The 24,741-nt window shown below is 46.6% G+C and carries 12 protein-coding genes and 1 pseudogene; 6 read left to right on the top strand and 7 right to left on the bottom strand.

The genetic code is table 11. From position 1 onward, the window contains the following. The first annotated feature begins 6 nt into the window (after nt 1–6). Genes recC through recD form a run of 3 tightly spaced genes read left to right on the top strand, consistent with a single transcriptional unit; the run spans nt 7 to nt 9,082 of the window. Nucleotides 7–3,474, top strand: a complete 3,468-nt coding sequence (gene recC, locus VBY75_RS11270) for an exodeoxyribonuclease V subunit gamma (protein ID WP_416512550.1) — start codon at nt 7–9, stop codon at nt 3,472–3,474. Then, nucleotides 3,471–7,184 carry an exodeoxyribonuclease V subunit beta gene (recB, locus tag VBY75_RS11275; protein ID WP_416512552.1) on the top strand — a complete coding sequence of 1,238 codons (3,714 nt, stop codon included), beginning with the start codon at nt 3,471–3,473 and terminating at the stop codon, nt 7,182–7,184. The genes recC and recB overlap by 4 nt, the downstream gene beginning before the upstream one ends. Beyond that, on the top strand, nt 7,181–9,082 hold the full coding sequence (gene recD, locus VBY75_RS11280) for an exodeoxyribonuclease V subunit alpha (RefSeq protein WP_416512554.1): 1,902 nt from the start codon (nt 7,181–7,183) through the stop codon (nt 9,080–9,082). Before recB ends, recD begins: the two co-directional genes overlap by 4 nt. Before the next feature lie 95 nt (nt 9,083–9,177). Here recD and VBY75_RS11285 read toward each other — a convergent pair whose 3' ends face one another. The 7 genes from VBY75_RS11285 to VBY75_RS11315 all read right to left on the bottom strand — a co-directional run bounded on the left by VBY75_RS11285 (nt 9,178) and on the right by VBY75_RS11315 (nt 21,348). Further along, nucleotides 9,178–10,854, bottom strand: coding sequence for a hypothetical protein (locus tag VBY75_RS11285; RefSeq protein WP_416512556.1), 1,677 nt, complete (start codon nt 10,852–10,854; stop codon nt 9,178–9,180). Further along, on the bottom strand, nt 10,842–12,014 hold the full coding sequence (locus tag VBY75_RS11290) for an AAA family ATPase (RefSeq protein WP_416512558.1): 1,173 nt from the start codon (nt 12,012–12,014) through the stop codon (nt 10,842–10,844). The genes VBY75_RS11285 and VBY75_RS11290 overlap by 13 nt, the downstream gene beginning before the upstream one ends. After that, nucleotides 12,014–13,867 carry a DrmB family protein gene (drmB, locus tag VBY75_RS11295; RefSeq protein ID WP_416512561.1) on the bottom strand — a complete coding sequence of 618 codons (1,854 nt, stop codon included), beginning with the start codon at nt 13,865–13,867 and terminating at the stop codon, nt 12,014–12,016. The genes VBY75_RS11290 and drmB overlap by 1 nt, the downstream gene beginning before the upstream one ends. Beyond that, on the bottom strand, nt 13,867–17,058 hold the full coding sequence (locus VBY75_RS11300) for a helicase-related protein (protein WP_416512848.1): 3,192 nt from the start codon (nt 17,056–17,058) through the stop codon (nt 13,867–13,869). Before VBY75_RS11300 ends, drmB begins: the two co-directional genes overlap by 1 nt. Before the next feature lies 1 nt (nt 17,059). After that, on the bottom strand, nt 17,060–18,724 hold the full coding sequence (locus tag VBY75_RS11305; RefSeq protein ID WP_416512563.1) for a DNA/RNA helicase domain-containing protein: 1,665 nt from the start codon (nt 18,722–18,724) through the stop codon (nt 17,060–17,062). 471 nt (nt 18,725–19,195) lie between these two features. Then, entirely contained in the window at nt 19,196–20,734 is a 1,539-nt protein-coding gene (locus VBY75_RS11310) for a DNA cytosine methyltransferase (protein WP_416512565.1), read from the bottom strand. Nucleotides 20,735–20,841: 107 nt separating this feature from the next. Then, nucleotides 20,842–21,348, bottom strand: a complete 507-nt coding sequence (locus VBY75_RS11315; RefSeq protein WP_416512567.1) for a very short patch repair endonuclease — start codon at nt 21,346–21,348, stop codon at nt 20,842–20,844. Between the two features lie 181 nt (nt 21,349–21,529). Here VBY75_RS11315 and dgt point away from each other — a divergent pair, with 181 nt between their 5' ends. From dgt to VBY75_RS11330, 3 genes and pseudogenes are all read left to right on the top strand, one after another. Further along, nucleotides 21,530–23,014, top strand: coding sequence for a dGTPase (gene dgt, locus VBY75_RS11320; protein ID WP_416512569.1), 1,485 nt, complete (start codon nt 21,530–21,532; stop codon nt 23,012–23,014). Between the two features lie 134 nt (nt 23,015–23,148). Next, nucleotides 23,149–24,417 carry a hypothetical protein gene (locus tag VBY75_RS11325; protein WP_416512571.1) on the top strand — a complete coding sequence of 423 codons (1,269 nt, stop codon included), beginning with the start codon at nt 23,149–23,151 and terminating at the stop codon, nt 24,415–24,417. A gap of 131 nt (nt 24,418–24,548) precedes the next feature. Further along, nucleotides 24,549–24,710 (top strand): annotated as a pseudogene (locus VBY75_RS11330) (dGTPase); the annotation flags it as partial. Nucleotides 24,711–24,741: the final 31 nt, after the last annotated feature.

Below are 24,741 nucleotides of genomic sequence, written 5' to 3' on the forward strand. Positions count from 1 at the left end.
CAGCGAGTGAGTGAATTGACCCCCGGCTTTATTGTCGCGCATGGACATCGGCTGGAAGACTTAACCGATGTGGCGGTTACATTCACCCAAAACTACCCGCTGGCGCCGCTGGAGCAGGAAACCGTACTGGTGCAGAGTAACGGTATCGCCCAGTGGCTGAAAATTAATTTAGCTCAGGCCAGTGGCATTGCTGCCATGATAGACGTCACTCTGCCGGCAAGGTTTCAGTGGCAAGCATACAGAGCCGTGCTCGGTGACGACATTCCCAAAACCTCCCCCTTTGATAAAGACCGCTTAACCTGGCGGTTAATGCGCTTGTTGCCCGAGCTTATTGAGCATAACCCGCACTTTGCACCGCTTAAGCACTATACCTCCGACGACAGCGACGGCCGCAAGCTGTATCAGTTGAGTGGGCGATTGGCTGACCTGTTTGATCAGTACGCGGTGTATCGTGCCGACTGGCTGGATAACTGGGTGCGTGGTCAGGACGTGCTGGAGCAGGAACAACCAGTTGAAGTCGAACAGTTGTGGCAGCCGGAATTGTGGCGTGCAGTCAGTAACGACATTGGCATAGACGACTACTGGAATAACCGGGCGGAGCTGCATCAGCGCTTTATTGATACGGCAAAGGCGTTAACTGAACGCCCTGCAGGTTTGCCGCCACGGGTGGTGGTGTTTGGTATTTCCTCGCTGCCGCAGCAAATGCTGCAGGTGCTGGATGCCATTAAAGGCTATACCCAAATTCTGTTGTGTGTGCATAACCCATCGCAGTACCACTGGGCGGATATTGTCGATGGCAAAGAAGCCTTGCGGCAGGCGGTCAAAGCGTCTTCGCGCTTAAAACACAAGCCGGAACTGCCCGACGACCCGAACGACGACGAACTGCATCAGCTGGCGCATCCATTGCTGGCCTCCTGGGGTAAGCAGGGTCGTGACTACATTCGCTTACTGGATTTATATGATGAAACCCTGGCCAAACAGGAAGCGTTTAACACCATTAAGCTGGAGCTGTTTGAGCCCCATAGCACCGATCATTTACTCGCCCAGCTGCAGGACGATATTCTAAACCTGCGGCCGGTACAGGAAACCCGTGAGCTTTGGCGTACGCCGAATACTGCCGATAAGTCACTGCAGTTTCACGTTTGCCACAGCCCGCAGCGCGAGCTGGAAGTGTTGCATGACCAGCTACTGGATGCCTTTGCGAAAGACCCCGAGTTAAAGCCGCGTGATGTTATGGTCATGCTGCCCGACGTCAACACTTACGCGCCTTACATTGATGCGGTATTTGGCCGTTATCACAACCGCTTTGGTGAACGTGACCCGCGTGCCATTCCTTATACCATTGCCGACCAGGGTGAGCGTCATCAGCGGCCGTTAATGATAGCGCTGGAATTGCTGTTGCAAGTTGATCAGTTGCGTTTTACTCAGACCGATTTATTCAATTTGTTGTCGGTACCCGCGGTGCAGCAACGCTTTGATATGAGTGATGATGACCTGCCGCAGTTAAAACGCTGGGTAAAAGAAGCGGGCGCACGCTGGGGGCTTAACGCTGATCAGCGCGGGCAGTTTTATATGCCGGCAGCGGAAGAAACCAACAGTTGGTGGTTTGGCTTAAAACGCATGATAGCCGGTTACGCCATGGGCGATTTGGCTGACGTTAGTTTAGAAAACGATTCACCCTGGGCTAACGTAGAACCTTATACCGAAGTGGCCGGGCTAAGTGCCGCGCTGGTGGGGTGTCTGGCAGATGTGGTTCGCACCCTGGAACAATGGTGGCAGCGCACGCAGGGTGAACACACCTTGCCGGAGTGGGTCACTCAGGGCGAGTGGCTGCTGGAACAATTTTTCGAGGTCGAAGAAGACAGTGATCGCTTACTGTTAGCCAAGCTGGGTGACGAGTTGTATCAACTGCGCGATATTTGCGTAGAAGCGGATAATGAGTTACAACTACGCCTGCCCATATTTAAAGACGCCTGGCTGGAGCGCGTGGATCAGCAGAACCTGAACCAACGCTTTTTGGCGGGGGCGGTAAACTTCGCCACCTTAATGCCTATGCGGGCCATTCCGTTTAAATACGTGTGTGTGCTGGGCATGAACGAAAGTGATTACCCACGTTCAACGCCGCGTGTCGACTTTGATTTAATGACCGACCGGTATCGGCCGGGTGACCGCTCCCGTCGTGACGATGACCGCTATCTATTCCTGGAGGCTATGCTCTCAGCCCGTGACTGTTTTTACCTAAGCTGGGTAGGCTACAGCGCCAAAGACAATAGCGAGCGCACGCCGTCGGTGCTGGTGGCGCAGCTGCGTGACCACCTGCAACAGGGCTGGGAAGTGGACATTAACAGCCTGACCGTTGAGCACAAATTACAGCCGTTTAACCCGTATTACTTTAGCCAGGAAGACCCGGACTATTTCACCTATGCCAGTGAATGGGCGCAGGCGCATCGGGGCTCGTTGGCTGCTACGAGCCGCCCGGCTTCGGGAACCGCCCAGGACGACGAGCTGGGACGCACCCTGAGCATTAACGACATTAAGCGCTTTATTGAAGAGCCCGCCCGGCTGTACTTTAACTGGCGACTGGATACTTACTTCAGCCGCAACAGTGAAGATCTGGACGACAGCGAAGCCTTTGTGATGGATAACCTGCAAAGCTGGTCACTGACTACGCGTTTGGTGGATGCGGGCAAGCGGGCGCTGCTGGGAGGCGCAGGCATTGAAGCCTCGCTACTAAAAGAGCTAAACCGCATAAAGCGTGAAGGGGCTTTAGGTATTGGCGCAATAGCTGAGCAAAATGGGTTTCAGTTGCTGGAGCAGTCGCAGGAGATACTGGAAACCTATCAGCAAAGCATTGCCGGTTATTCGGGTGTGAATGAGTTTCCGGTTGAGGTGTTTTTTGAGCACAGCGGGCTGACTATTGATGACACCCTAACCGGGCTGCATACCAATGAAAGCGGCGAGCACCTATGGGTGGTTACCTCGGCCAGCAATATTGCTGCTAAAAACGGTAAAGGCATTAACAGCGGCGGCTGGAAGCACGCTAGCGCTTATTACCTTGGTCTGTTGTTATTGAATTTACAAAAGCCGACACGGCTTTTAATTGTGTCCAAAGGCGGGTGTCAGTTGCAGGTGGCACCGGTGCCGGCTGAGCTTGCAGTACAACAACTGGAACAAATACTGGAGTTAGTGGCCCTGTCAGTACAGCAGCCGCAAGCCATGCATCTGGATGTGGGCATGGCCTGGCTAAGTGCAATGGACAAGAACGAGCATGATGAAACGCTGGCGCATGAAGCCGCCCGGCAAAAATACGAAGAAGAAGGCTTTCAAGACCCGGCACTGGTCACCAAAAGTGATTATTGCGGGCGCGTAGCCGAAAGTTACCAAGCCATTCAGGCATCACCGCACTTCCGTCGCTTTATGGACGAACTTTATGACCCTATGCGCTTAACCCTGGTGCCGGAGGATAAATCATGAGCCAGTTGTCTTCTCAATCATCAGGGCATACGTTAGAGAATCCGCTCGACTTTCCGTTGAACAGCAGCCGCTTAATTGAGGCCAGCGCCGGTACCGGTAAAACCTACACCATTGCTGCGCTTTATGTGCGTTTGGTTATTGGACACGGCTCACATAATGGTACGGAAGAAACTGCGTTTGAACGCGAACTGGTGCCGAAAAACATTCTGGTCATGACCTTTACTAAGGCCGCCACCGAAGAGCTGAGTGACCGTATTCGTGCGCGCTTAGCCGAAGCCGCAGCTTACTTCCGTGACCCGGAAGCCGTAGAAGGTGACCCCTTCTTAGCCAGCCTGCGGGAAGACTGCGCAGTGCAGGAGCAAAACCTGATGCATCTGGCGCGGCTGCTGGATTTAGCCTCGCAGTCCATGGACGAAGCGGCGGTGAAAACCATCCACGGCTGGTGTCAGTCCATGCTGAAAGAACACGCCTTTGCCAGCGGTAGCCTGTTCAGCCAGGACGTTGAAACCGACAACGAAGAGCTGCGCCTGCAGGCGGCCGAAGACTACTTCCGCCGTTTTATTTACCCCGCGGATGCCGAGCTCAGTGCCCGGTTGCTGGAAGACTTTAAATCACCGGAAACCTTGTTGGGGCTCACTTACAGCTTAAGCAAAAGCGGGCAGGCACCGGTCAATGGTGACTTGCACAGCCTGCTGAAGGAAGCTGAAAGCGCCCATCAGCAACGAATGGCTGATATAAAGCAGGAAGTTGCGCCTATTGTGCAGGAATTGGTTGATAAAACCTCACAAGCCAAAGGCGCAGCAACCAAACTTAAGCAATTTCAGAAATTTGCGGACTGGTGCGGAGATCCTGACTTAGTTGAGCCGGAGGCTACGGCAGCTAACTGGAAAAACATAAGCACCGACGAGTTACAGAAGTTTGCCGATGCCAAACTTGGCGGCATGCCCCAAAGTTGGGCCACTTTAGGTGAGCTGCAGGAACGCATTAAGTGCAGCAAAGTGCAGCAGCAGGAAGAGCTGGCCAAAGTAAAACAACACGCGGCCTTCTGGGTCAGCAGTCGCTTTGCCGAACTGCAAAACCAGCGTGCCGAAATGGGTCACGACGACATGCTGACGCGTTTACGGGACGCACTGAAAGGCCCCAGTGGTGAAGCCTTAGCGGCCGCTATTCGTAAGCAGTATCCGGTGGCTATGGTGGACGAGTTTCAGGACACCGACCCGGTGCAGTACGAGATTTTTAACCGTATTTATAATTTGGCGGAGCCGCACCCGGGCACGGGTATTTTCCTTATTGGCGACCCGAAACAGGCCATTTACAGCTTCCGTAACGCCGATATTTATACCTATTTAAAAGCCCGGCGCGATACCGAAGGCCGGCATTATAATCTGGCCCGAAACTTCCGCTCGTCGCAGGCCATGGTGGACGGCGTTAATGCGCTGTTTGAGCGTGCTGAAGAGCTGCCGCGCGGCGCGTTCCTGTTTAAAACCGAAGCAGAAAACCAGCTGCCCTTTAACCCGGTGGGTGCGAATGGGTTGAAGCGCACTTTCAAACATTGCCTGTTATCCAGCAACTTAAAAACCGCACCGGCGCTTCTGTGGTCGGTGTCCGGAGAGGAAAAACGCAATAAAGACACCTTCTTCCGCGCAGCGGCGAACCATCACGCTAACCTGATTGCCTCGCTGCTTAATGACCCGCAGGCGGGCTATTACAACGGCGACGATAAACTCGAGCAGCGCGTCAAAACCAGTGACATTGCGGTGCTGGTAAACAACTTTAACGAAGCGAATGCCATTAAAAAGGCGTTGAGTGATCGCGGGCTGAAAAGCGTTTATTTGTCGGACCGGGAATCGGTGTTTGCGCAGCGCGTTGCCAAAGACCTGCTGGCGCTGGTGAGTGCCTGCGCCGAACCGCGCGACCCGTCGTTGATACGCAGCGCCCTGGCGACACAGTTACTTGGCCTGCCGCTGAGTGAGCTGGAACATATTCACAGCCACGAACGCGAGTGGGAACAGCGGGTAGAGCAGTTTTTAAGTTATCACGATCAGTGGCAGCGACAGGGCGTACTGGCCATGTTGCACAGCCTGCTGCACGATCACCAGGTACCGGCTAAGCTACTGGAAGACCGCATTCACGGCGAACGGCAGCTGTCCGACGTGCTGCACATTGCCGAGCTGCTGCAACAGCAGAGCCTGGTGCTGGACGGTATTCCGGCGCTGGTGAACCATTTTGCCGAGCAGGTGAACGAACGCCACGGCTTTGGTAGTAACAGCCGTACTCAGAGTGACGAGCAGCAACTGCGCTTAGAAAGCGACGACGAACTGATAAAAATTATCACCATTCATAAGTCGAAAGGCTTGCAGTACCCGCTGGTGTTTATGCCGTTTGTGGCGTACACCCAGGCAGAAGCCTACCGGATAAAGCCGCCGGCGGTGTATCACGATGAAAACGGTGAGCTACAGGTATTGTGGTCAAAAGACGACGACAACAAGCAGCGCTTGAGTAATGAGATCCTCGCCGAAGACTTACGCAAAATGTACGTAGCCGTTACCCGCGCGCAATACGCCACTTTTATTGCACTGGAAGCGGTGAAAGAGCATCGCAACAATCCGCTGTTTTATCTACTGAACGGCGGTGAGTCGTTAACCGATGAGCTGTACAACGAAGTCAGTGAGCGCTGGCAACAGGAGCCGCACACACAATTAACGCGACTGGAAGACGACGAGCCTTTAGTCCGTGCGCTGGAGCAAGAGCAAAAGACGCCGAAACTGACACCGCGCAGCATGCCCGCAGACCGCAAGCTGGAACGTTGGTGGGTGGCCAGTTACAGCGCGCTGAAATACGAAGGCGCCATGACAAAAAGCGTGCAGGCACCGCAGTCGCCCGCTGAAATGAACCTGTTGGACGAGCGCGACGATGACGAGGCAGAAGTCGCCAGTGCCGCCGAGCCGAGCCCGGACAGCATTCATCACTTACCCAAAGGCGCGGGGCTGGGTACGTTCTTGCATAACTTACTGGAAGAGTCGGCCAATATCGGCTTTGCGCAAATTTCAGGTGACGCGACTAAGCGCTTAGAGCTGGTTGAGGGCTTTTGTGTCAGCCCTTATTGGCAGGAACACCAAAACAGCCTGGAACACTGGCTGGATGCCTATTTACACAACCAATTCCCCATTAATGACAGTGGTGACCGCATTAGCTTAAGCGTACTGGAGCAATACAAAGCCGAGCCGGAATTCTGGTTTGGTGCCAGCGAAGTTAACGCACAAAGGCTGGACGCCCTGGTTTGTGAACACATTCTGCCGGGGCACGAACGCCCGGCGCTGGAACCTAATGTGCTGAACGGCATGCTAAAAGGCTTTATCGATTTAGTGTTTGAGCATAACGGCAAATATTACGTGGCAGATTATAAGTCCAATTGGCTGGGCGAACACGACCACGCCTACACCGAACAAGCCATGCGCGAGAAAATTCTGCACAGTCGTTACGATCTGCAATACGTCATTTACACGCTGGCACTGCATCGTTTGTTAAAGGCGCGGTTAGGCAGTGACTATGACTATGACACTTACGTTGGCGGTGCCGTGTATCTGTTTTTGCGCGGGCATCGGGCGGAGACCGGCGGGGCGTTCTGCGACAGGCCGCCACGGAAGTTAATAGAGCAGCTGGACGCACTTTTTGTGGGTAATAACCTTTCAGATAAGGAGTCGGTATGACAGAAGTAACCTCAAACACCTTATTTGATGCCCTCCGTGAGTGGCGCAATGCCGGCTGGATACGATCAATAGACCTGGCCTTTGTGGAGTTTTTGCAGCAAGCTGGCGAAACGCGCAGTGAGGTATTGCTGGCAGCCCTGTGTGCCTCGCACGAAGCCGGCCGCGGGCATACCAGTATTGATATAAAAGCGCTGCAGAATGAGCCCGAAAGCGTACTGAATTTACCACCCGAAAACCGCTATTCACCAAACTGCGATACTCCCAGCGAGTTGTTCCGTCAGTTTGGTACCGATGTTGAAACCGCTTTAACCCAAAGCCACTGCGTAGACGCCGACGGTAAAGGCAATCAGCCACTGGTATTTAGTGGCAGTAAACTGTATTTGCGTCGCTACTGGCAGTACGAAGCCTTTATAGAAAGCGACTTGCAGGCGCGCATGCGCGATCGGCCAGTTACCAACGGCGACTTACTGAAAAGTACGCTGGCTAAGCTGTTTGATAAACCTGACGATGAAAAAACAGAAGAGATTAACTGGCAGCGCGTGGCCTGCGCCAATACCGTCCGAAATCGCTTTAGCGTAATAACCGGCGGGCCCGGCACCGGCAAAACCTACACCGTAGTGCGCTTGCTAACTGCGTTGCAGCATCAGACTTTATTCCTCGGCCTACCGCCGCTGCGCGTGTCGCTGGCAGCACCTACCGGTAAGGCCGCCGCGCGACTGACCGAGTCAATAGAAAGCGAGCTGAATACGCTGCGGGGTGATGCAAAGCTCGCCACTTTAAAAGACGCCTTAGACTCCATAAAACCCGAAGGTAAAACCCTGCACCGATTACTGGGTGTAAAACCGAATTCGCGCGCGTTTAAACATAACGCCGACAACCCACTGCGCACCGATGTCGTGATAGTCGACGAAGCCTCAATGATAGACATTGAAATGATGACCGCGCTGCTAAAAGCCACACCGAAAAATGCGCGGCTGGTGCTAATAGGCGATAAAGACCAGCTTGCCTCAGTAGAAGCCGGCGCCGTGTTGGGCAACCTGTGTGAAGGCGCGGACGAAGGCCACTACCAAACAGAAACCGCCCAGTGGTTGCAGCAAGTAGCCGACACGCCGGCCTTCCCAGGTGATTTAATAGAGGAAAGCGGCGAGCAACGTCTGCAGCATGTCGTGAAATTCCGCAAAAGCTACCGCTTCAAAGGTCCTATTGCCGACCTGGCTAACGCCATTAACCAGCAAGACAACGTCGCAACAAAGCAGGAACTCGAAAAAGCTAAAAACGCCGATGAAGACTACCCCGTCAGCCTGCACGAAGTCGCCAGCTTAGATGATCCAGCCTTCGAAGCTCTTATCAGGGGTAGCCTGACGTTACACGTCAGGAACAATGCCGATGCAACAACCGATGCCAACAACATCAACGATATTGCCCAAGAAGCCCTGCAAAACCTAAGCAACTTCCAAATCCTGACTGCCCTGCGCGAAGGCCCCTGGGGCGTAAAAGCCGTTAACCAAAAAGTCGGCGACATACTCGGCGTAAACGCCAACACTTGGTACGAAGGTCGCCCCGTTATGGTCACCAAAAACGACTACGGACTGAAGCTGAACAACGGCGATATTGGCCTAACCTTTAAAGACCCCGAACACGGCCATCTGCGCGTCGCCTTTCCCGACCAGACCAGTCAGTCTGAAAATAACGGCGTGCGCTGGGTACTGCCCAGCCGCCTCACCCACATAGAAACCGTGTACGCCATGACTGTACATAAATCTCAGGGCTCCGAATTCAAGCACACCGTCATGGTACTGCCCGATCACGACAGCCCCGTGCTAAGCAAAGAGCTGCTGTATACGGGAATTACCCGGGCTAAGGAGCGGTTGAGTTTGGTGGGTGGAATCAGAGGTTGATAGGTATCAAGTGGTCGAACAATTCCGAGATCGCGGAGATATGCAATTACTTCGGCCACAGGAGGGTTTCGAGAAGTCTCGGGCTTTACCGTTCTTCAGTATATGTCTTTATTTAAAACATCACTCTCATATTCATCTGCTACTTTTGCAACATACTTTAGCAATGTAACGAACTCATCATCATCCATGGTTCTGACAATTTGCATAGCCTGAGCAACTATTGCTTTACGTCTCTCTGAGTAAGCAAACCCGCAATACATAGACTCCACACAGTTTCTTTTAAGGAAATCGACCGCAACATCCTTCTTTAACTTATTTCTATTTTTACCCGATAAATCCATACATGGAGAAACAAATCGAATAACATCAAAACCGGGCGCCAAAGGAGTTATTAGTTCAATATAAATCGTCTGCTTTCTACCTTTACCCATATCAAAAGCATAATATAATTCTTGGTTTTCGTAGTTGTACTGTAGATCATAACCCGCTGATTTAGCCTGATTAAGCACGCGCGCCAGAACCACGTTTTGCCGGACTTCCAGCTTGAGCAATACCTCGCGATTAACTTCATACACTTCAGCCGTTCCATAGGGCGTAGGTTCAAGCACAATATTGAGAGCCAAATGCGACTTGCACCATAACGAATCTATTAGAGACTTTGTAAATCGATTAAAACTTCTGTACTCGCCTTTATAATCAGGTCCCATTCTTGTTAACCCAAGAGAGAAACCGGCCAAGAATGCGGCAATTGATAATACAGCAGGACCAGGCGAAATCGAGGAACTTTTCACTTTCTCTAGTCTTTCTATGTCAGGCCGAAGAAGGAAGAGTAAAACTGAACGTTTAAAAATATCTCGTTCATCGGCAAGAGCGGGAACCTCTTGTTCTCCTTCAATGGCTCTTTTAACGTATTGAGCCCACTTTAAAGTATCTTCGCCAAGTTCAGATGCTTGTGCTTCAAGAGAAAAAACGAGTTTATCAAGTAGTGATACCGGGTCGATCCCGTCTTCAAATTTTATGTCACGGAGGATAGGCAGCAGAGAAAAAATAATAGCTTGATCAGATTCAGATACTTTCGAAGTACTCCTACTGAGGTTTGGTTTTTTCGCCTTTAAGTGGGTGTTGCTATATGAAGTAAGGCAAAGGTTTAGCAAATCACGTATATATGTATAATCAGATATTTCATCTGACATAAACTTAAGTAAGGCCTTTACACCTCCACCAATGGAGTCCAAAAAGTTTAATTGGGGCTCTATTGTATTAATTTTACCTATATCGGGGATGTCTGCTTTTTCAAAGTAACTGATATCCTTAGCAACCTTAAAAATACTGCTATCTAATACAACATCCTCCGGAACACGCATCACAAAGTCATCTATAATCGATCTGGATGGCATGTGGAAGGCTGTAACAGTCAAAAGAGGTACGGGTGCGTTAACCACCAAAAGTTGTTCGTTTTCTGCTTTTATAAATCGCCCGCTATACTTCGTTATATCGTCGGTGTGGCATTCAACAATAACTGAGCGTTCATCGCTTAATATATCTTTATAATAGCCTGAAGAAGGAATTCCTCCTTTCCAGAAAGGTATGGCTCCGCCAAAGTGCTCGCGGCTGTCTTTCTTGTAGCGGAATTGAGCACTGGCAGGTACCAGCATACCAGCGCCAAGAAACGACATAAGATTACGCTGTGTAGTTACGAAGAAAAGGCTAGTTGAAAGAGAGTTGTCAAAAAGCGATTCTTGTATTTCTTTTGTTTTATCTATATTTTCCACTGTAAAACCTCGTATTCCTCAGGCGGTAGCATTTTTACCACTTGAGGAGCTTCCTCACACTCCGAGAATGACAACTGCAAGTACGTTCTTGCTCTACTGATCATTACATACATTTTCATCTTAAAGAAATCTTCATTAGCACCATCGGTTTTATAGGCCTGTATTTGCGGGATAAATACGGCGTTAAACTCCAATCCCTTACAGCTTTTGTCACAAACAACGGTTATAGTCCCACCAGTATAAAAATCGATCATGCTTGCATCGTTTCCTGACGCGTATTTCTGAACCTTAAAACCTCTCTTTTCAGCCAGAGGTTTTATTGCCTTGACCACTTTATTCTGAACTTGCCTATCAGGAACAATAATACCCGCTGAAAGGTCATCGTTATTATTCAGCCAATTGACCACTGAAGAAACCTCGTCATCAAGCGTTTTAAACCGCCTAAGCTGTGGCATTAGCCCCTTGGCATTTTTAGGGATATTAGGTTTACCCGTTGACATACCCACATAAAAATAATTTGCTAACTTGGCAATAGGCCCGGAGTTTCGGTAATTAACTGTGATTTCATACTTTGTAGCCTCTGGAACATTAGATTGTATTTGATTTATTGTAGAGTTTCTTCTCTCTTCCATCCTTTGGTTATCATCTGCAAAAATTGTAAGACTTGGTGGACGCCGACCTTTTAGAACCGATTGCTCGTGCCTCAGCACGGTAAGAAAAAGATAAAACTCTTTTGGGAAGTCTTGACCTTCATCTATAATAAGATGGTCCCAATACATTTTCTGAGGATTGCGCGGCTTTCCTTCCTTTATGATACTAACAGCCTTACTGAAATCTGGCAGCCAATCCTCTATTTGAGGTATCTTGTAACGTCCATTTCCCTTCGCCCATAGGTGATAAATCCAGGAGTGCCAAGTTCTTGAATCAACACTCAGGTTTAACTCTTCAACCGATCTCTCAACATAGCGGTTCAGTAGCTTGCTATGCATGATCAAATCAACTTTATTGTGTTTCTGGTTTAAAACTACCGCCCGGTAAAGAGCTAATACAGTTTTCCCTGTCCCCGGTGGACCAACACATAATACCGGCTTATCTAATGGCGCCTCCATTAAAAAATCTTCTTGTTGCTCACTCAATTCTGAGCGTCTTGGCAAACGCATTAAACAGATCCTTCAATTAATGAAAGCATGTGATTGAAATAACCGATTTTTGGAGCACTTTTAGTTCCAATGATTACAGAGCGGTCAAGTAAGCTGTTAGCATGGTCACAACTTGTTTCGGCCACCAGAGTACACGCATGGCAAGCTGATTTATTTAACCCCTGAACACCTTGTTGTTCCAGCTCACTACATATAGGATCATTCGAGCACCAGCCGGCTCTAAATAGCGCGGTTTTAAAAGTGCCGTACAGCCTCTCAGGCAACCCCTCTTTTACCAAACCACCCAAAGCACCCTCACTATCAGCCGAAGCCGTATATATGAGGATACCTGCCATACCTTCTTTCTCGTCACTATATATTCGCTCAGAGAGAGAAGACGATGAATATCCACACTCAAAGCAAAGCTGTCGAATGAGTATATGCGAGAGAGTGTGCAGCAATACAAAGCGATCTGTAGCTTCAGGAAGAAAACCAAGAGTGGAAAGTTTTTTAGCGTTCCGCATTCCAGCTAGAACTTGATTTGATATTTGTATCTCCCATTTATTAAGGGCTTCGGGATCTAGTGCGATGAAGATACCTTCTCCATATATTTCATTTGCAGGCAGCCAATTAACCGTACTCCCAAGAGAAGGGGTTACTAAATTCTCATAATTCGGCTCCAGTCTTGTAAAGCCTTTTAGTGCACGCACAATACGTAATTTTTTCGCTAGGGTTATCTGGGCTATCAAACGCTTGAACTCTTCCCATGACGCTTTCTCGGCCTTAGGAAGCTTCTCTGAAAATGATTCTAAGTTAGCTCTTTCTGCAATAAACTCTGCACCAGGCAGGCTCTCTGGTGGTGTAATAAATGCACTCCATTCGTCAAATAACAACCTATCATCGTTGCTTTCTCTCGACTCTGTTATTCCCTCATCTGTTCCGGTCTCAACGAGACATTTCCAAACTATTTCAGCAGTTACCCCAAGCTTTTGAAGGTTATCATCAGCTACTATTTTATTAATAAAAATCGAAGCCGTAGGATCGTCGTGAGAGCGAATGTGGTCTTTTAGATCCACGAGAGGTTGCCAACTCGGATGAAGCCTTATTAGGTCAAAAAGGGAATCTTCCTTTTTGTCTCCCACCCGTATATCAATGGCAGATTCAACAATAGGATAGTATGCATTGCTTGCTCCCCTTTGGACTACTTGAGGAAGTTGATCACATGGCTCCGCAAAGTCGCTCTTCTGCCAAGGATGTTTCCCCGGGCATGCTTTCATAACTCCTGCCAAAGAGTCTTTAAATGGCAACCTCTCTAAGTCGTTTTTTGAATTGCAGTTTACACACTCAATTACAAGTGATTGCAAACCCGCACCACGGTTTGGCTCTGATTTAAACTGCAGACGATGGTTATCACATTTTTTATCGCTACCAATATGTGCCCATATCCCCCAAGGTATATCTGCGAGGTGACCTTTCTTACACACAGCCATAAAACGCATCGGTACAAGATAGCTTTTTTTACCACAGACTTCACAGTAGGGGTGTTCTCCTTCCTCCTCCATACGAGAGAACCATTGCTTCATGCTTCTGCAATTTGGGCAAAATAACCAAGAGGGAAAACGAAAATAAGGTAGTGAGATTCCGCTACGATATGCCCCGGGAAACAATGACCGACCAGCGATCGGAGCTGCTCTGAACCCCTCTACTTTTAAAACCCGTTCCAGTCGAGGAAGACGCAAGTCGGGACTGCCTTTGACTTTCCATTTACTGGTATCCATACCGACAAATGATTCAGAACCAAAATCGTAGATTCCGCCGACACCAAATGGTGTAATTGTCTGTGAACGCCTGACAGTTCTATCAATGCCCATCATTACTCCCCCCATACATATACATTGCAGTCGCTATCGACATTTCGCATAGAGTTCAGTGTTGGCCAAGGTATCTCTGGTTTAGAGGCTGCGCCCGGAGTATAAGTGATGATAAGGGGCTCAAAGTTAGGTGATAACTTACAGTCATACCTTAACTGAATACCCCCCTCCCTAGAAAGTTCCGCTTTCTCCTGCCAAGCTTCAATACATCTATCTAGGTAATGATTTATGTCAGCTTGTGTGGTTTGGTCATCCTTTTCAGCTTCTAACATGCGCTGTCGTAGGGAAGTTATAGTATCAGCTACAACTGGCTTATATTTATCAAATTGTCGAGCACCGTCATTATGTGAGAGTCCAGCGCAATACCTTACAACAGTTATCAATGCAGCATGCAGTGCGCGCTCCATTGAAGGTAATGCATAGGGTGTGACACTAGTAGGCTCTACGGCGCGATACAGTGCTTGGTGATAAGGTATGAAAGATTCATACTGTGAGCGGTCCCTCGCCTTATTATTTGGATAAAGCGCCACTACAAGACCAGGAATAAGATCGCGACCTACCCGCGACGATGCTTGTATATACTCTGAGGTAGTTTTGGGTTGACCATTCATCATGATCAAGCCTAATCGTTTTACATCAACACCTACTGAGAACATGTTAGTGCAGGGTAAACAGTCGATTGCTCCCGCATCATCTTTATGCGCGTTTAAAGACTCAAGTATTTCCGGAATCTCTTTCGATGGTATATTAGCTGACATTTCAACTGGCTTTACTTTTCGTGCTTTTGCGGTGCTGTTAGCAATCACTTCTGCTCGCTTTGGAATGTCATCTAAAGACATTGTCATAGTTTTACCCAACTCTCGCCGGCTATTATGAAAGATCACCTGCGTCCAATAACCGTCTGCTGCCTTATCTGTTAATTTTACGTCAATGGCTGATTGCGCTAAAGCAGCGCTGGAGTGTACTAAAGAAGTCACCGGAGTGTGATACTGACCCATAATTCCAATATACAAACGTCCGGGATTTGTTTTAGTCGGCGATTCCTCGCGGGAAAAAAATGAATCCTCAGCTGTAATCCCTGCAGGTGGGAATATCATACAATCGCGACCGTACAATCGACGTACCTGCTCTTTAGCTCTTCGTATTGTTGCTGTTGCGGCAATGTATTTTGGATTTGCACCATAACGTTTCATTACCACATCCATTGCAGCTTCATAAACCCCTGCAATAGTGCCTAATGGGCCTGAGATAAGGTGCAGCTCGTCTTGGAGAATCATAGAAGGGGGGCGGCGCTTTTGTTTATTTCCTGCAAAAAAGGCTCTTGGTTGATCACTCCATGCAAGCCGCGCAAATTTATCAATCGTGCCAATGAGGAAAGACGGGGGCTCGTTATACAGTGCTTCATCAACCACCTGCACAGGCAATAAATTATGAAACCAACAAGTTTTTGAAGGGCAGAAGAACCTAAAGCTAGATGCACTAGCACTTATGCCATAATCTTTGGGATCTTGGCTTTGTACTGCAGGTACAATACGTGAGCCACACCAAGGACACTGAACCAATTGGAAGGGGTTTTCTGGTCTCGCCTGCTCTCGCACAACTTTGTATTTCTGGAACGAGCCAGCTGACTGCTCTGACTCCGCATCCAGATAATTCGGGGTGGTACTTCCCCCTACCCAAAGACCAAGCCTAAACGGCTCATCTCCCCATTTATCCGTATTTTCCTTTCGCACGACTTCACAAGCGCAAATCATAGTAGCAGCGCGTTGGAACTGCTGCGTAGTTAACAGCCTTAGCGTATACCTTAGAATAATAGCGGTTCCGCCACCCGCATCACCATACTGGTAACGGCGATGAAGTAACTCGAAAGCAGAGACAGCGAGATAAGCTTCCGTTTTACCACCGCCGGTTGGAAACCAGATTAAATCAGCAATTTCACGATCGTCAGAGTTGCTATTTCCGATCGATTCAATCGCAAGCAACTGGAAAGCCAGCTGGAATGGACGCCAGCGAAAGAAACCCCATTCTTCACTGCTATAATCCGGAGTATTGATAGTAAAGCTGTTAGCGTCACGCATGGCGCCACCAAATTCTTTACCTGAATGAATCATTTGCATTAGCATAATTTTATTTGCTAAAACAAAACAGTTTCTTGCTCCGGCATTCTCATCCAAAAAAGACAGTCCTTTCCTCATTCTTTCTACAGCTGTATTAAGGCGAGAAAGTATTCTCTTGGCAGCCTCATCGAGACCGCCTGGGATTAGCCGCTGAGCTTCGGCTTTAACCCAGCTCGCATAACTCAAAATAAATTCTTCCAACTTTTCTCGTTTCTTGTTCCAGTCAATTGTTTCATCGGCCAGATATTGAAGAGAAAAAGCGTCGCTATGCTTGAGCTCGTGATCTTTTGGCAACGCAGAGGTAACGGGTGGTACTTCGTATTGCGGAATAAAAGAAGTTTCAACAGTTTTCACAGAGGCCCGCTCGTTTACTATCGGCCAAATCGGGGCGCAACCATGGCCAATCGCAAAGGTTTTTTTATTCTGGTAAATGAGTGCTAGTTCTTCTTCCTCTTTATCCCATGAGTACCGGTTAGGGGAGGGGTATGTGCCAATACGGCCATTTTCTGCGGAGCAGCGAAACCATACTTGATGAATCACATCTTCAGGATCAAGCTTATTCTCAGTGACCTTTCTCGGGTTGACTAGTGTAACGGTTACCAAGTAGCCCCTGCCAATATTTCGCCAAGTCGAGACTAGGTTGGCTCGCCCGGTCAACACTCCAGAAATTTTACTGCCCGCTCCCAGTGAGAGAATATGTCGCTCAGGTGCAGTTTTAGTTGCTAACGTATTTCTTACCCACATGTCATCGGTAAGCGTATATGCAGCGGCTGAGAGTTCTACACATATTTCCGGCGTGATTTGCTCTGACTCAATAAAAAATGACAGGCCCAAAGATGAAGGTTTGAGTTGGTATGCCATCGAAATAGGATCTTCGCTAGTTTGATCTTCCTCTTCTTCAGTTTCCTTGATGCCTGACCCCTGAGGGAATAGCGCTCCCATTAAATAATATGTATGTGGCGCATCTTTTTTCAGTAATGTTTCATCCTCACCCTGTGCAGGGCCAATCAACTGAGCATTCAAGTAATCGACGATTTTCTCTCGATCATCGGAAAGTTCCTTTTTCAATTGCATCATCTTATCCACTTTTTTTCCCTTCTTGTGCAATATTGAGCACCGCCATTACATTTTCAGTCCTACGCTCGTCAAACCAGTCTTTCTTGTAGTTAGGTGTAGCCATCCAAAGCACTGAATTTGCGCGTGTCATAGCGACATATAGTTGATTTACAGAGTACTTCTGGCTGACCATAGCATCAATATCAATTAACATCACGTAGCGACTCTCAAGCCCTTTAAAGTTACGAATAGTACTGAATGGTAGTTGAGTATTTAGCCAGCGTTCACCAAAACTTTCATTTATTACAACTATTTTTCTACGCCATCGTTTGTCTAAGTTTGATGCCGCACTCTCCTCAAAGGATAGTGGAGATAAAATAGCAATATCACCAAGTTGCACACTTTCAATATCAACCCACTGCTCAAGTTGCTTTTCCACCATATGGATTAGTGTTTGATCGTCATCATAAAACTGATCTTTCCAAAGTACCGGCAAACCATCCGCAGAAACTGGGCAATTACCAATATCAGCCCCGGTATACATCAGTGTGTGCTCTGCAATCTGACGCGTATTACGGCAGTTCCGTGTTAAGGGTATTTTAGTGCCACAATCTTTTAGGTAATCCAGCGCGCTTTTGTCGAAATCAGCATACAGTGAGCCTTGGTTGTTCGTGTCCATGAAAAAATACCAACGTCCTCTATCTAGACCGCAGTCAAATAAGTGCTCTAAAACTTCAATGCAGTCAAGATCCAGCATGTCTTGTCCTTCGTCTATCACTAAGGCTGTGAATTTTGGCATTTCGTTTGTACTAACTTTATTGCTGAGAGTAGAGAAATTCATAACTTGTATACGAGTATTTTTCAGCCTGTTTTTAATAAACGACGCCAGTACTGGACTTCGACATACAAATAGCACCGATTCTCCTTTTGCTTCTAATACCTCACATGCGCGAACTGCAACCAGTGTTTTCCCTGTTCCGGCTCCTCCTTCAATAACTACTTGTTGATTAGCGAGAATCATATCGACTACAAGATACTGCTGGTCTGTTAGAGTAACCATCTGATCCCAACTCTCACCTACTTCAGCTAGTAAAGATTTTTCGCGGTCAAACTCATCCCTCAACGCCTTGCACAACACGGTAACTTCGTATTCGCTGAGTCGTTCTCTTTTTCCTGTTTTCTCAGACCAGTACTTGTATAGCTTTTCTAACCAACGGTCCAAGTTGTTCCTATCCCAGTCTACGGCATCAAACACTTCCTCTTTAGTCAACTCTATACTGACATCGCCTAGCTTGACGTCTGGGAACATAACTCCGTAACCAAAATTTACCTTACGTAAGTCGATATCTAACGACTTATCGCGCAACATATTTTGAAGGGCCTCCCAAGCACTTATAACTTGATTGAGAGGACTCTCCTTTAACTTCTTAACATTGCCTTCCTTGTCTTTCGTATACCAAACCCCTTGTTTTACGGACAGCCGTCCACCCTTGACCTCTAGAACCAAGAGACCCCGACATGAAACGACTACGAAATCAGCCTCAGCGAATTGCTTGCGTTGGTGCTTCGGAATGTTCAACGAGTGAAAAGTAGTGCCCAGTTTGAGCGTAGTTTTTTCAAAGAGAGGAAACAGCTTCCTTTCCGCGTTACTGTCAAAGTTATAAACGAAAACCGGATTCATTTTCATGTAACGACAACTCCACTTTTTATTTTCATCCTATTTATAAACAATGAAGTTGTCTATGATAAATGGCAACTATGCAAGGATTTCATAACTTCATCAGTCCAAAGTATAATATGATGAATAGCTATTAATATTTGCTTCTAACTCAATTTTACTAATAGTTTTTCCGATGTTGTCAAACTATTGATCAAAGCAAAATTATGAGCCTACAAGATAATGTGGGCAAAAATACAACATATCGTTTGATTAAATTTATTGTTTTCAAATAATGATTTAAACCACTTTTCTTACCTTGATTCAGGCGTAATTTATGGCATAGAGGAAAAACTAGTTATCAGATAAATTAATAATCAGTCAGGCAGTGTTGACTTTAGAAAACGAATATTGTGCTAAGTGGTTTAAACAAGTGTACTTAATTCATCTGGGGAGTTTAGTTTTATATCAACTTTAAAATTGAGGAAATTTTACTTATTGTTAGTTAATTAATATCGAGCGAACAATTTCTGCTATCTGGGTAGCAAGAAAAGGCGGCACAGCATTTCCAACTTGAACATATTGTTGTGTTCTATTCCCTTCAAAAAAGTAATTATCAGGAAATGTTTGCAGCCTAGCGGCTTCTCGTACGGTCAAGCTTCGGCATTGTTTAGGGTCATAATGTATAAAGTAATGACCATCTTTGGAAATATGGCTAGTAACTGTCGTTGAATAGCGGTTAGCGGCTTGCGTTCTGAAACGATCGGCGTGGGAGCCACTAAGCCAGTTCTGATGTGTGGGCGCTAGTTTACTAGGAAAATCTCGCGCTTTAGGGGAAAACCCACCGCTTAGCTGAGTATATGCAGCACTGTATGAATAACGCAGTAAGTCACTTTCCATGTGCCCGCGTGTTTCATGATTAATGACTACAGGAGGCGAATTGCTGGTAATCCATTTTAGTAAAGCCGGCGGAAGCTTTGGCGTATTACTCTGCTCTTTCCGTACTTCTTTACGGCTCAAGCCTTCAAATGGCTGAAGATCTAAATCGTTAACGTGAGATGGTTCAAATTTCGAAGACAGTAACTTTTTAACTGTTTTAGCATTCTCCGATATTACTCTTTCCCAGTCATTTCTGTTATCAGCTCTTTTAGAGAAGCCACTTCGAAGCTTAGGTAGATCGCTAGTTGCGTCCATAACAGAAACCGTATCTTCAAACTTCGGTAAAATTTGAGGGATTTGAGTAATATTCTCTCTTACCCCAAGTAAAATCACTCGGTGTCTTGCTTGTGGAATACCATACTGTTCCGACTTAATTAAGAAGTCTGAGTTTTTCTTATAAGAAGGAGCGGAGTCACCTTTTGAAGGGACAACTAAAGAATAGACTTTATAGCCGGGTACGTCTGTTAGGCCTGTTACTTTTCCTGGGCTCTGCAAGTCCTCTAGTATTTTTGGAAAAATAGTACTGCCATTCACTTTTGCTGAAAGTATACCTCGCACGTTTTCCATTATAAAAACGTCAGGTTTCGCTATGGAAAGGACGTTTAGGTATTCTTTATATAGGAAGTTCCTGTCATCGGTTTCAGGCGTGTATCCAGTTATTCCGGCGTTCCTAGAACGGCCTGCCAGTGAGTATGCCTGACATGGCGGACCTCCAATTACAACGGTTGGGCCCTGGTGATCAGAGACAAGCTTTTTTATTTCAGTGTGAATATGTTCGTTATCTTCACCTAACGCGCAGGGTTTTGTCAGTGTTTCTTTCTGAGCATGTTTTGCTTCTTCTGGAAATGCAGAAAAGAGCTCTTCTCTTGTGAGTTCTTTTTTTAGGTACTTAAAATAATTTTCTAGACCTTCAGGCAGGTGCTGTATTTTCCGGAAGAATGCTCGTGTTGTCAGAGTTTTATGAGCTGATGCTTCTTTTTCAACAGAAATCCCGATTTTGAATGGATAATTGCCATTTTTGTCTTTAAATGAAGCGAACCCCTCGCCGAGTCCACCCGGACCTGCGAATAAATCTATGATCAACGTTTCCGTAGGATGCATCAGCTATAGCTCATTATTAATAATCGGCTAATCATACCAGGCCGCAAGCACTATATAAAATAAATGTTACGAACTAAGCAGGATTAGTTTTAAGTTGGAATTTAGGTCTAATTCAGTGCTTTGTTAAACTGAGCTTCCAAATCTTCCTGAGGTGCTGAACGTATGCCCTGTTTATCGATTACACTTAAACTATCGTCAGTGGTTAACCATCGACTGATTAGTTTTAGCAGATAATCAGGCTCTAATCGTCCATTACCACGAATAGCGCACTCCCAGATGAGCAAAACTCTTACGTTCTGCTGTCTGGATTCATTGATGTTTCGCAGATCTCTCTGCGCGTTGCTTAAAATTTTAGCTTTCCAGAACTCAGTCCTGGTTTTTGGCAGTACAAACTGAGGGCAATTGTGCCCGTGCCAAAGACAGCCGTTAATTTGAATTGCTGCGCGATACTTAGGCAGGTAGATATCGGGTGTTCCGGGCAGGTTTTTTACGTTCAGGCGATAGCGGTAGCCGGCGTGCCAGAGCATTTTGCGAACCCGCACCTCAATTGAAGTATCAGCTGACTTAATAGCACGCATGTTCTTGCGTCGCTGATCTTTATTGTGAACGTCCACCAACTTTGATGAGCCTTATTCTTGGTCTGCTCTAAATAGGTAACGTAACGCTAAGCTTCTCTTACCGCAACGAGCTTTGCACACTAATAATAGGTATCTGGAAGTGGTCAGAATTAGTGTTGTTTGACTACGACGGGTTTAGTCGGTAGAAATAAATAATAAAAACAAAAGGATATCGATTATGGACTTAAGCAAGATTGAAGCTTTGATCACGGATGAGCGTTTTTTCCCCAGAAAGCGGGGAAATCTTGTTATCGCTGCCGAAAGCGATAGAGGCCGTATCATAAACTCTGCTGCTATTAGACGACTCCAACAGAAGACTCAGGTTTTCCCTCTTGAACGTAATGCCGCTGTACGTAGTCGTCTGACTCACTCGCTAGAGGTTCAGCAAAATGGTCGTTTTATTGTAAGGGAAATTGAAAAGCGATTTGATGAAAACCTAAAAAAACAAAAGAAACCAAAGCCCGAAGAGAATTGGAAGCTATTCCGCGCAATGGAAAGCATAGTCGAGATGGCTTGCTTGATGCACGATATAGGAAATCCACCCTTTGGTCATTTTGGAGAATCGGCAATTAGCGGTTGGTTCGGTGACAACCTGGAAGGAATTTTTAAAAACATAAAAACAGAGCAGACTGATATTACCGAACAAGAATTAATGCAGGAGCTGAAAAACTTTGAAGGTAATGCCCAGGCCATCCGGTTGATTCATTCGCTAATGACCTTGAACTTAACCTATACACAAATCGCAGCGGTTCTGAAGTATACCCGGGAGGGGACAAAAACAAAACCGCATGACCAACACCCATTATCCTATTTACAGAAGAAACCTGGGTATTACTGGGCCGAGGCAGAAATAGTCGAAAAAATATATAAAGCACTTGGCATGACGCCGGGGCATCGTCATCCGCTGAGCTATATTATGGAAGCTGCTGACGATATTGCGTACGGGCTTGCTGATTTAGAAGATGCGGTAGAGAAAGATGTTCTTTCAGTAGAAGCTGTTATTTCTGGTATACAAAAGGAGTATGGGAAGGAGAGACTAAGGCAAGAAACGCTGGTGGGTGTAAGCGGTAAAAAGCAATCGCTTCAGGACATCTTAAGCTACGCAGAAAAAGGTTATGCCCGTAATAGTATAGACAGCAACAATCAGTTTTTTATCTCGTTGCGAGTATCTGTCCATAATGTTCTTGTGGCACATGCGGCTGAACGTTTCTTCGACAATTATGATGCTATTGTCATGGGTAATTTTAATGATCCATTACTCGAAGATGACAGTGACGCCCATAGGTTGAGTGAGGCTCTGCAGACTCTTGCGGGTAAGTATGTATTTAGCCACCCTGAGGTGGAACAGCAGGAGCTTAGGGGGCACACAATAATAACTGGACTCTTACAGGCATACTCCCCCTTACTGCGACTACCACAAACTGATTTTTGGGAGATCTCTGAGAATACACGAGAGTTTTGCCGGAAACACCCGCTCTGCAGTCGTTTATTTAATAAACTGTCGAATAAGCATGTGCGAGCATACAAGTCAGCGGTCAGGGACTATAAGCATGACATGATGCTGGAACGATACTTCCGCTGTCGTTTATTGCAGGACTATATCAGCGGAATGACGGACCAGTTCGCGTATGACGAATATCGGTCTTTGAAAGTAAGTGATTGAAAATACAATATGCGTCGTATCTTACCCTTAGACGTGGGGCGGCAGAAATTATAACGTTCTAGTGAAATTGTGTTTGATACGAAAAATCATATAAAATCCATTAAAAACAAATAATTAAAATTCTGGAGTAGTAAGTGAAAAACTTCTTTTGTGTTTTTTCTATCTTATGTTTTCTATTTATTGGTGGCTGCTCTGAAGAGTCGAGCCAACCCTCAGAAGAGAAAATTGAAAACGCGTTGGCGATGAAGTTGGAACCAGGGGTTAGTATTTCCGAATTAAATATTGAGGTATCTAAAAAAGTAGAAAATGCGAATATTCCTGAAGTGGTTTCTCGCTCAACGTTCGAACTGACTTTCAATGAGAACTTTTATGAACAAATAGACAGTGTTAAAGAGACACCTGTGGTTAAACTCGTTGCTAGTAAGGGTGAAACCTTGCAAGGAACTATCGTAACAAGATCTGTAATCTTTGGAGAAAAAGGCTGGAATACTGCGGTGGAGAGTATAGAAGTAGCTCAAATTCTAGGAAAAGCAGAGAGTCAATACGGCAAGAATGGCTTCTTTATTGACCAGTCTTCAGAGCATCGGGAGCTTGTTGCGAAGATAAAAGAAGAAGAGAGACTAGTAGAAGAGGCTCGCCGGGCAAAAATGCTAGAGCTGCGCGAAGCTTTAACGGGGAAATGGTCTACGGATGAACCTATGCTGTCTAACGGAAATGTTTGGTCTGGTAGTTCAGAAAGAAACATGGCATTCGAAGTTACCATTCCTAAAGGGACTGAGGTGTCTGGTGAGGCTAGCGTCACAATGTATGACTATGACTCGCCATGGCTGCAGGTAGAAATTCCAGCCAAGTTCCGTATCGCGAAGGGTGGTTCAGAAATGAAGATAAACTTGAGTCGAAAGACTGAGTTTGAACGAGTAGGTTTTACTCTTAGTCACCATACTGACATTACGTTTACAAGAAACGGCAAGTTGAGATTTCCGGACGACTGGAAAGATATTGAATATAGCAATCAACTTAAAAAGGCAGAGAATAAGGTTCGCTTGGCAAAAATAAAGCGTTACGAAGCAATAATGAAAGAACATAATCCTTTAATTGTGAAAGCCAATTCGGCTATGAGCGACCTTCCGCTAGAGTACAATACTTATGCGATGTTTTTAGTCGAAGGTAATAATCACGGACGAGTAATAGGAGTTGATCAGTATCATCCAAACTCGTGGGTGCAAACAGCGACGGTTCACGCTGGCCTGCTGAAAGCTGGAGAAACCGGTGTAATAAAAATAACATTACGCAAATTGTCTGACTGTGTTCAGTTAGCCGGAAAAGCTCTTAATGGCGTGGTTTCTCGTGCAGTTAGGTCGTGCTACGGAACCTATAGAATGGAGCTTGTAGAAAAGATCTAGATGAATCTCACAGCCTTAATTGAAATTAAAAATGACGGCGGCAAGTTTAATTCAAACTTGCCGCAACACGGCCAAAATACCTTGGTCTATCGTTTTCTCTTTTGAGAATGCTCTAACGCCGCTCAAGAAAAATCACAAGCTTTAACTCTGTCACACAAGACAGAGATGCGCAGCGTGACAGAGCGCGTATTATTCACTCTTCGGCCTTTCGGCGGCTGCAGCCCAAAACTCAATCGTTGGGTGTGGGCGAAGTCGACTTTTACCGTACGTGGTTAACGGACTCCATGGAAGTGGTACTGAATTACCCAGTGTTACACAGCGAGG

The sequence above is a fragment of the Idiomarina sp. HB genome, from assembly GCF_048059115.1.
Classification (GTDB): Bacteria; Pseudomonadota; Gammaproteobacteria; order Enterobacterales; family Alteromonadaceae; genus Idiomarina; species Idiomarina abyssalis.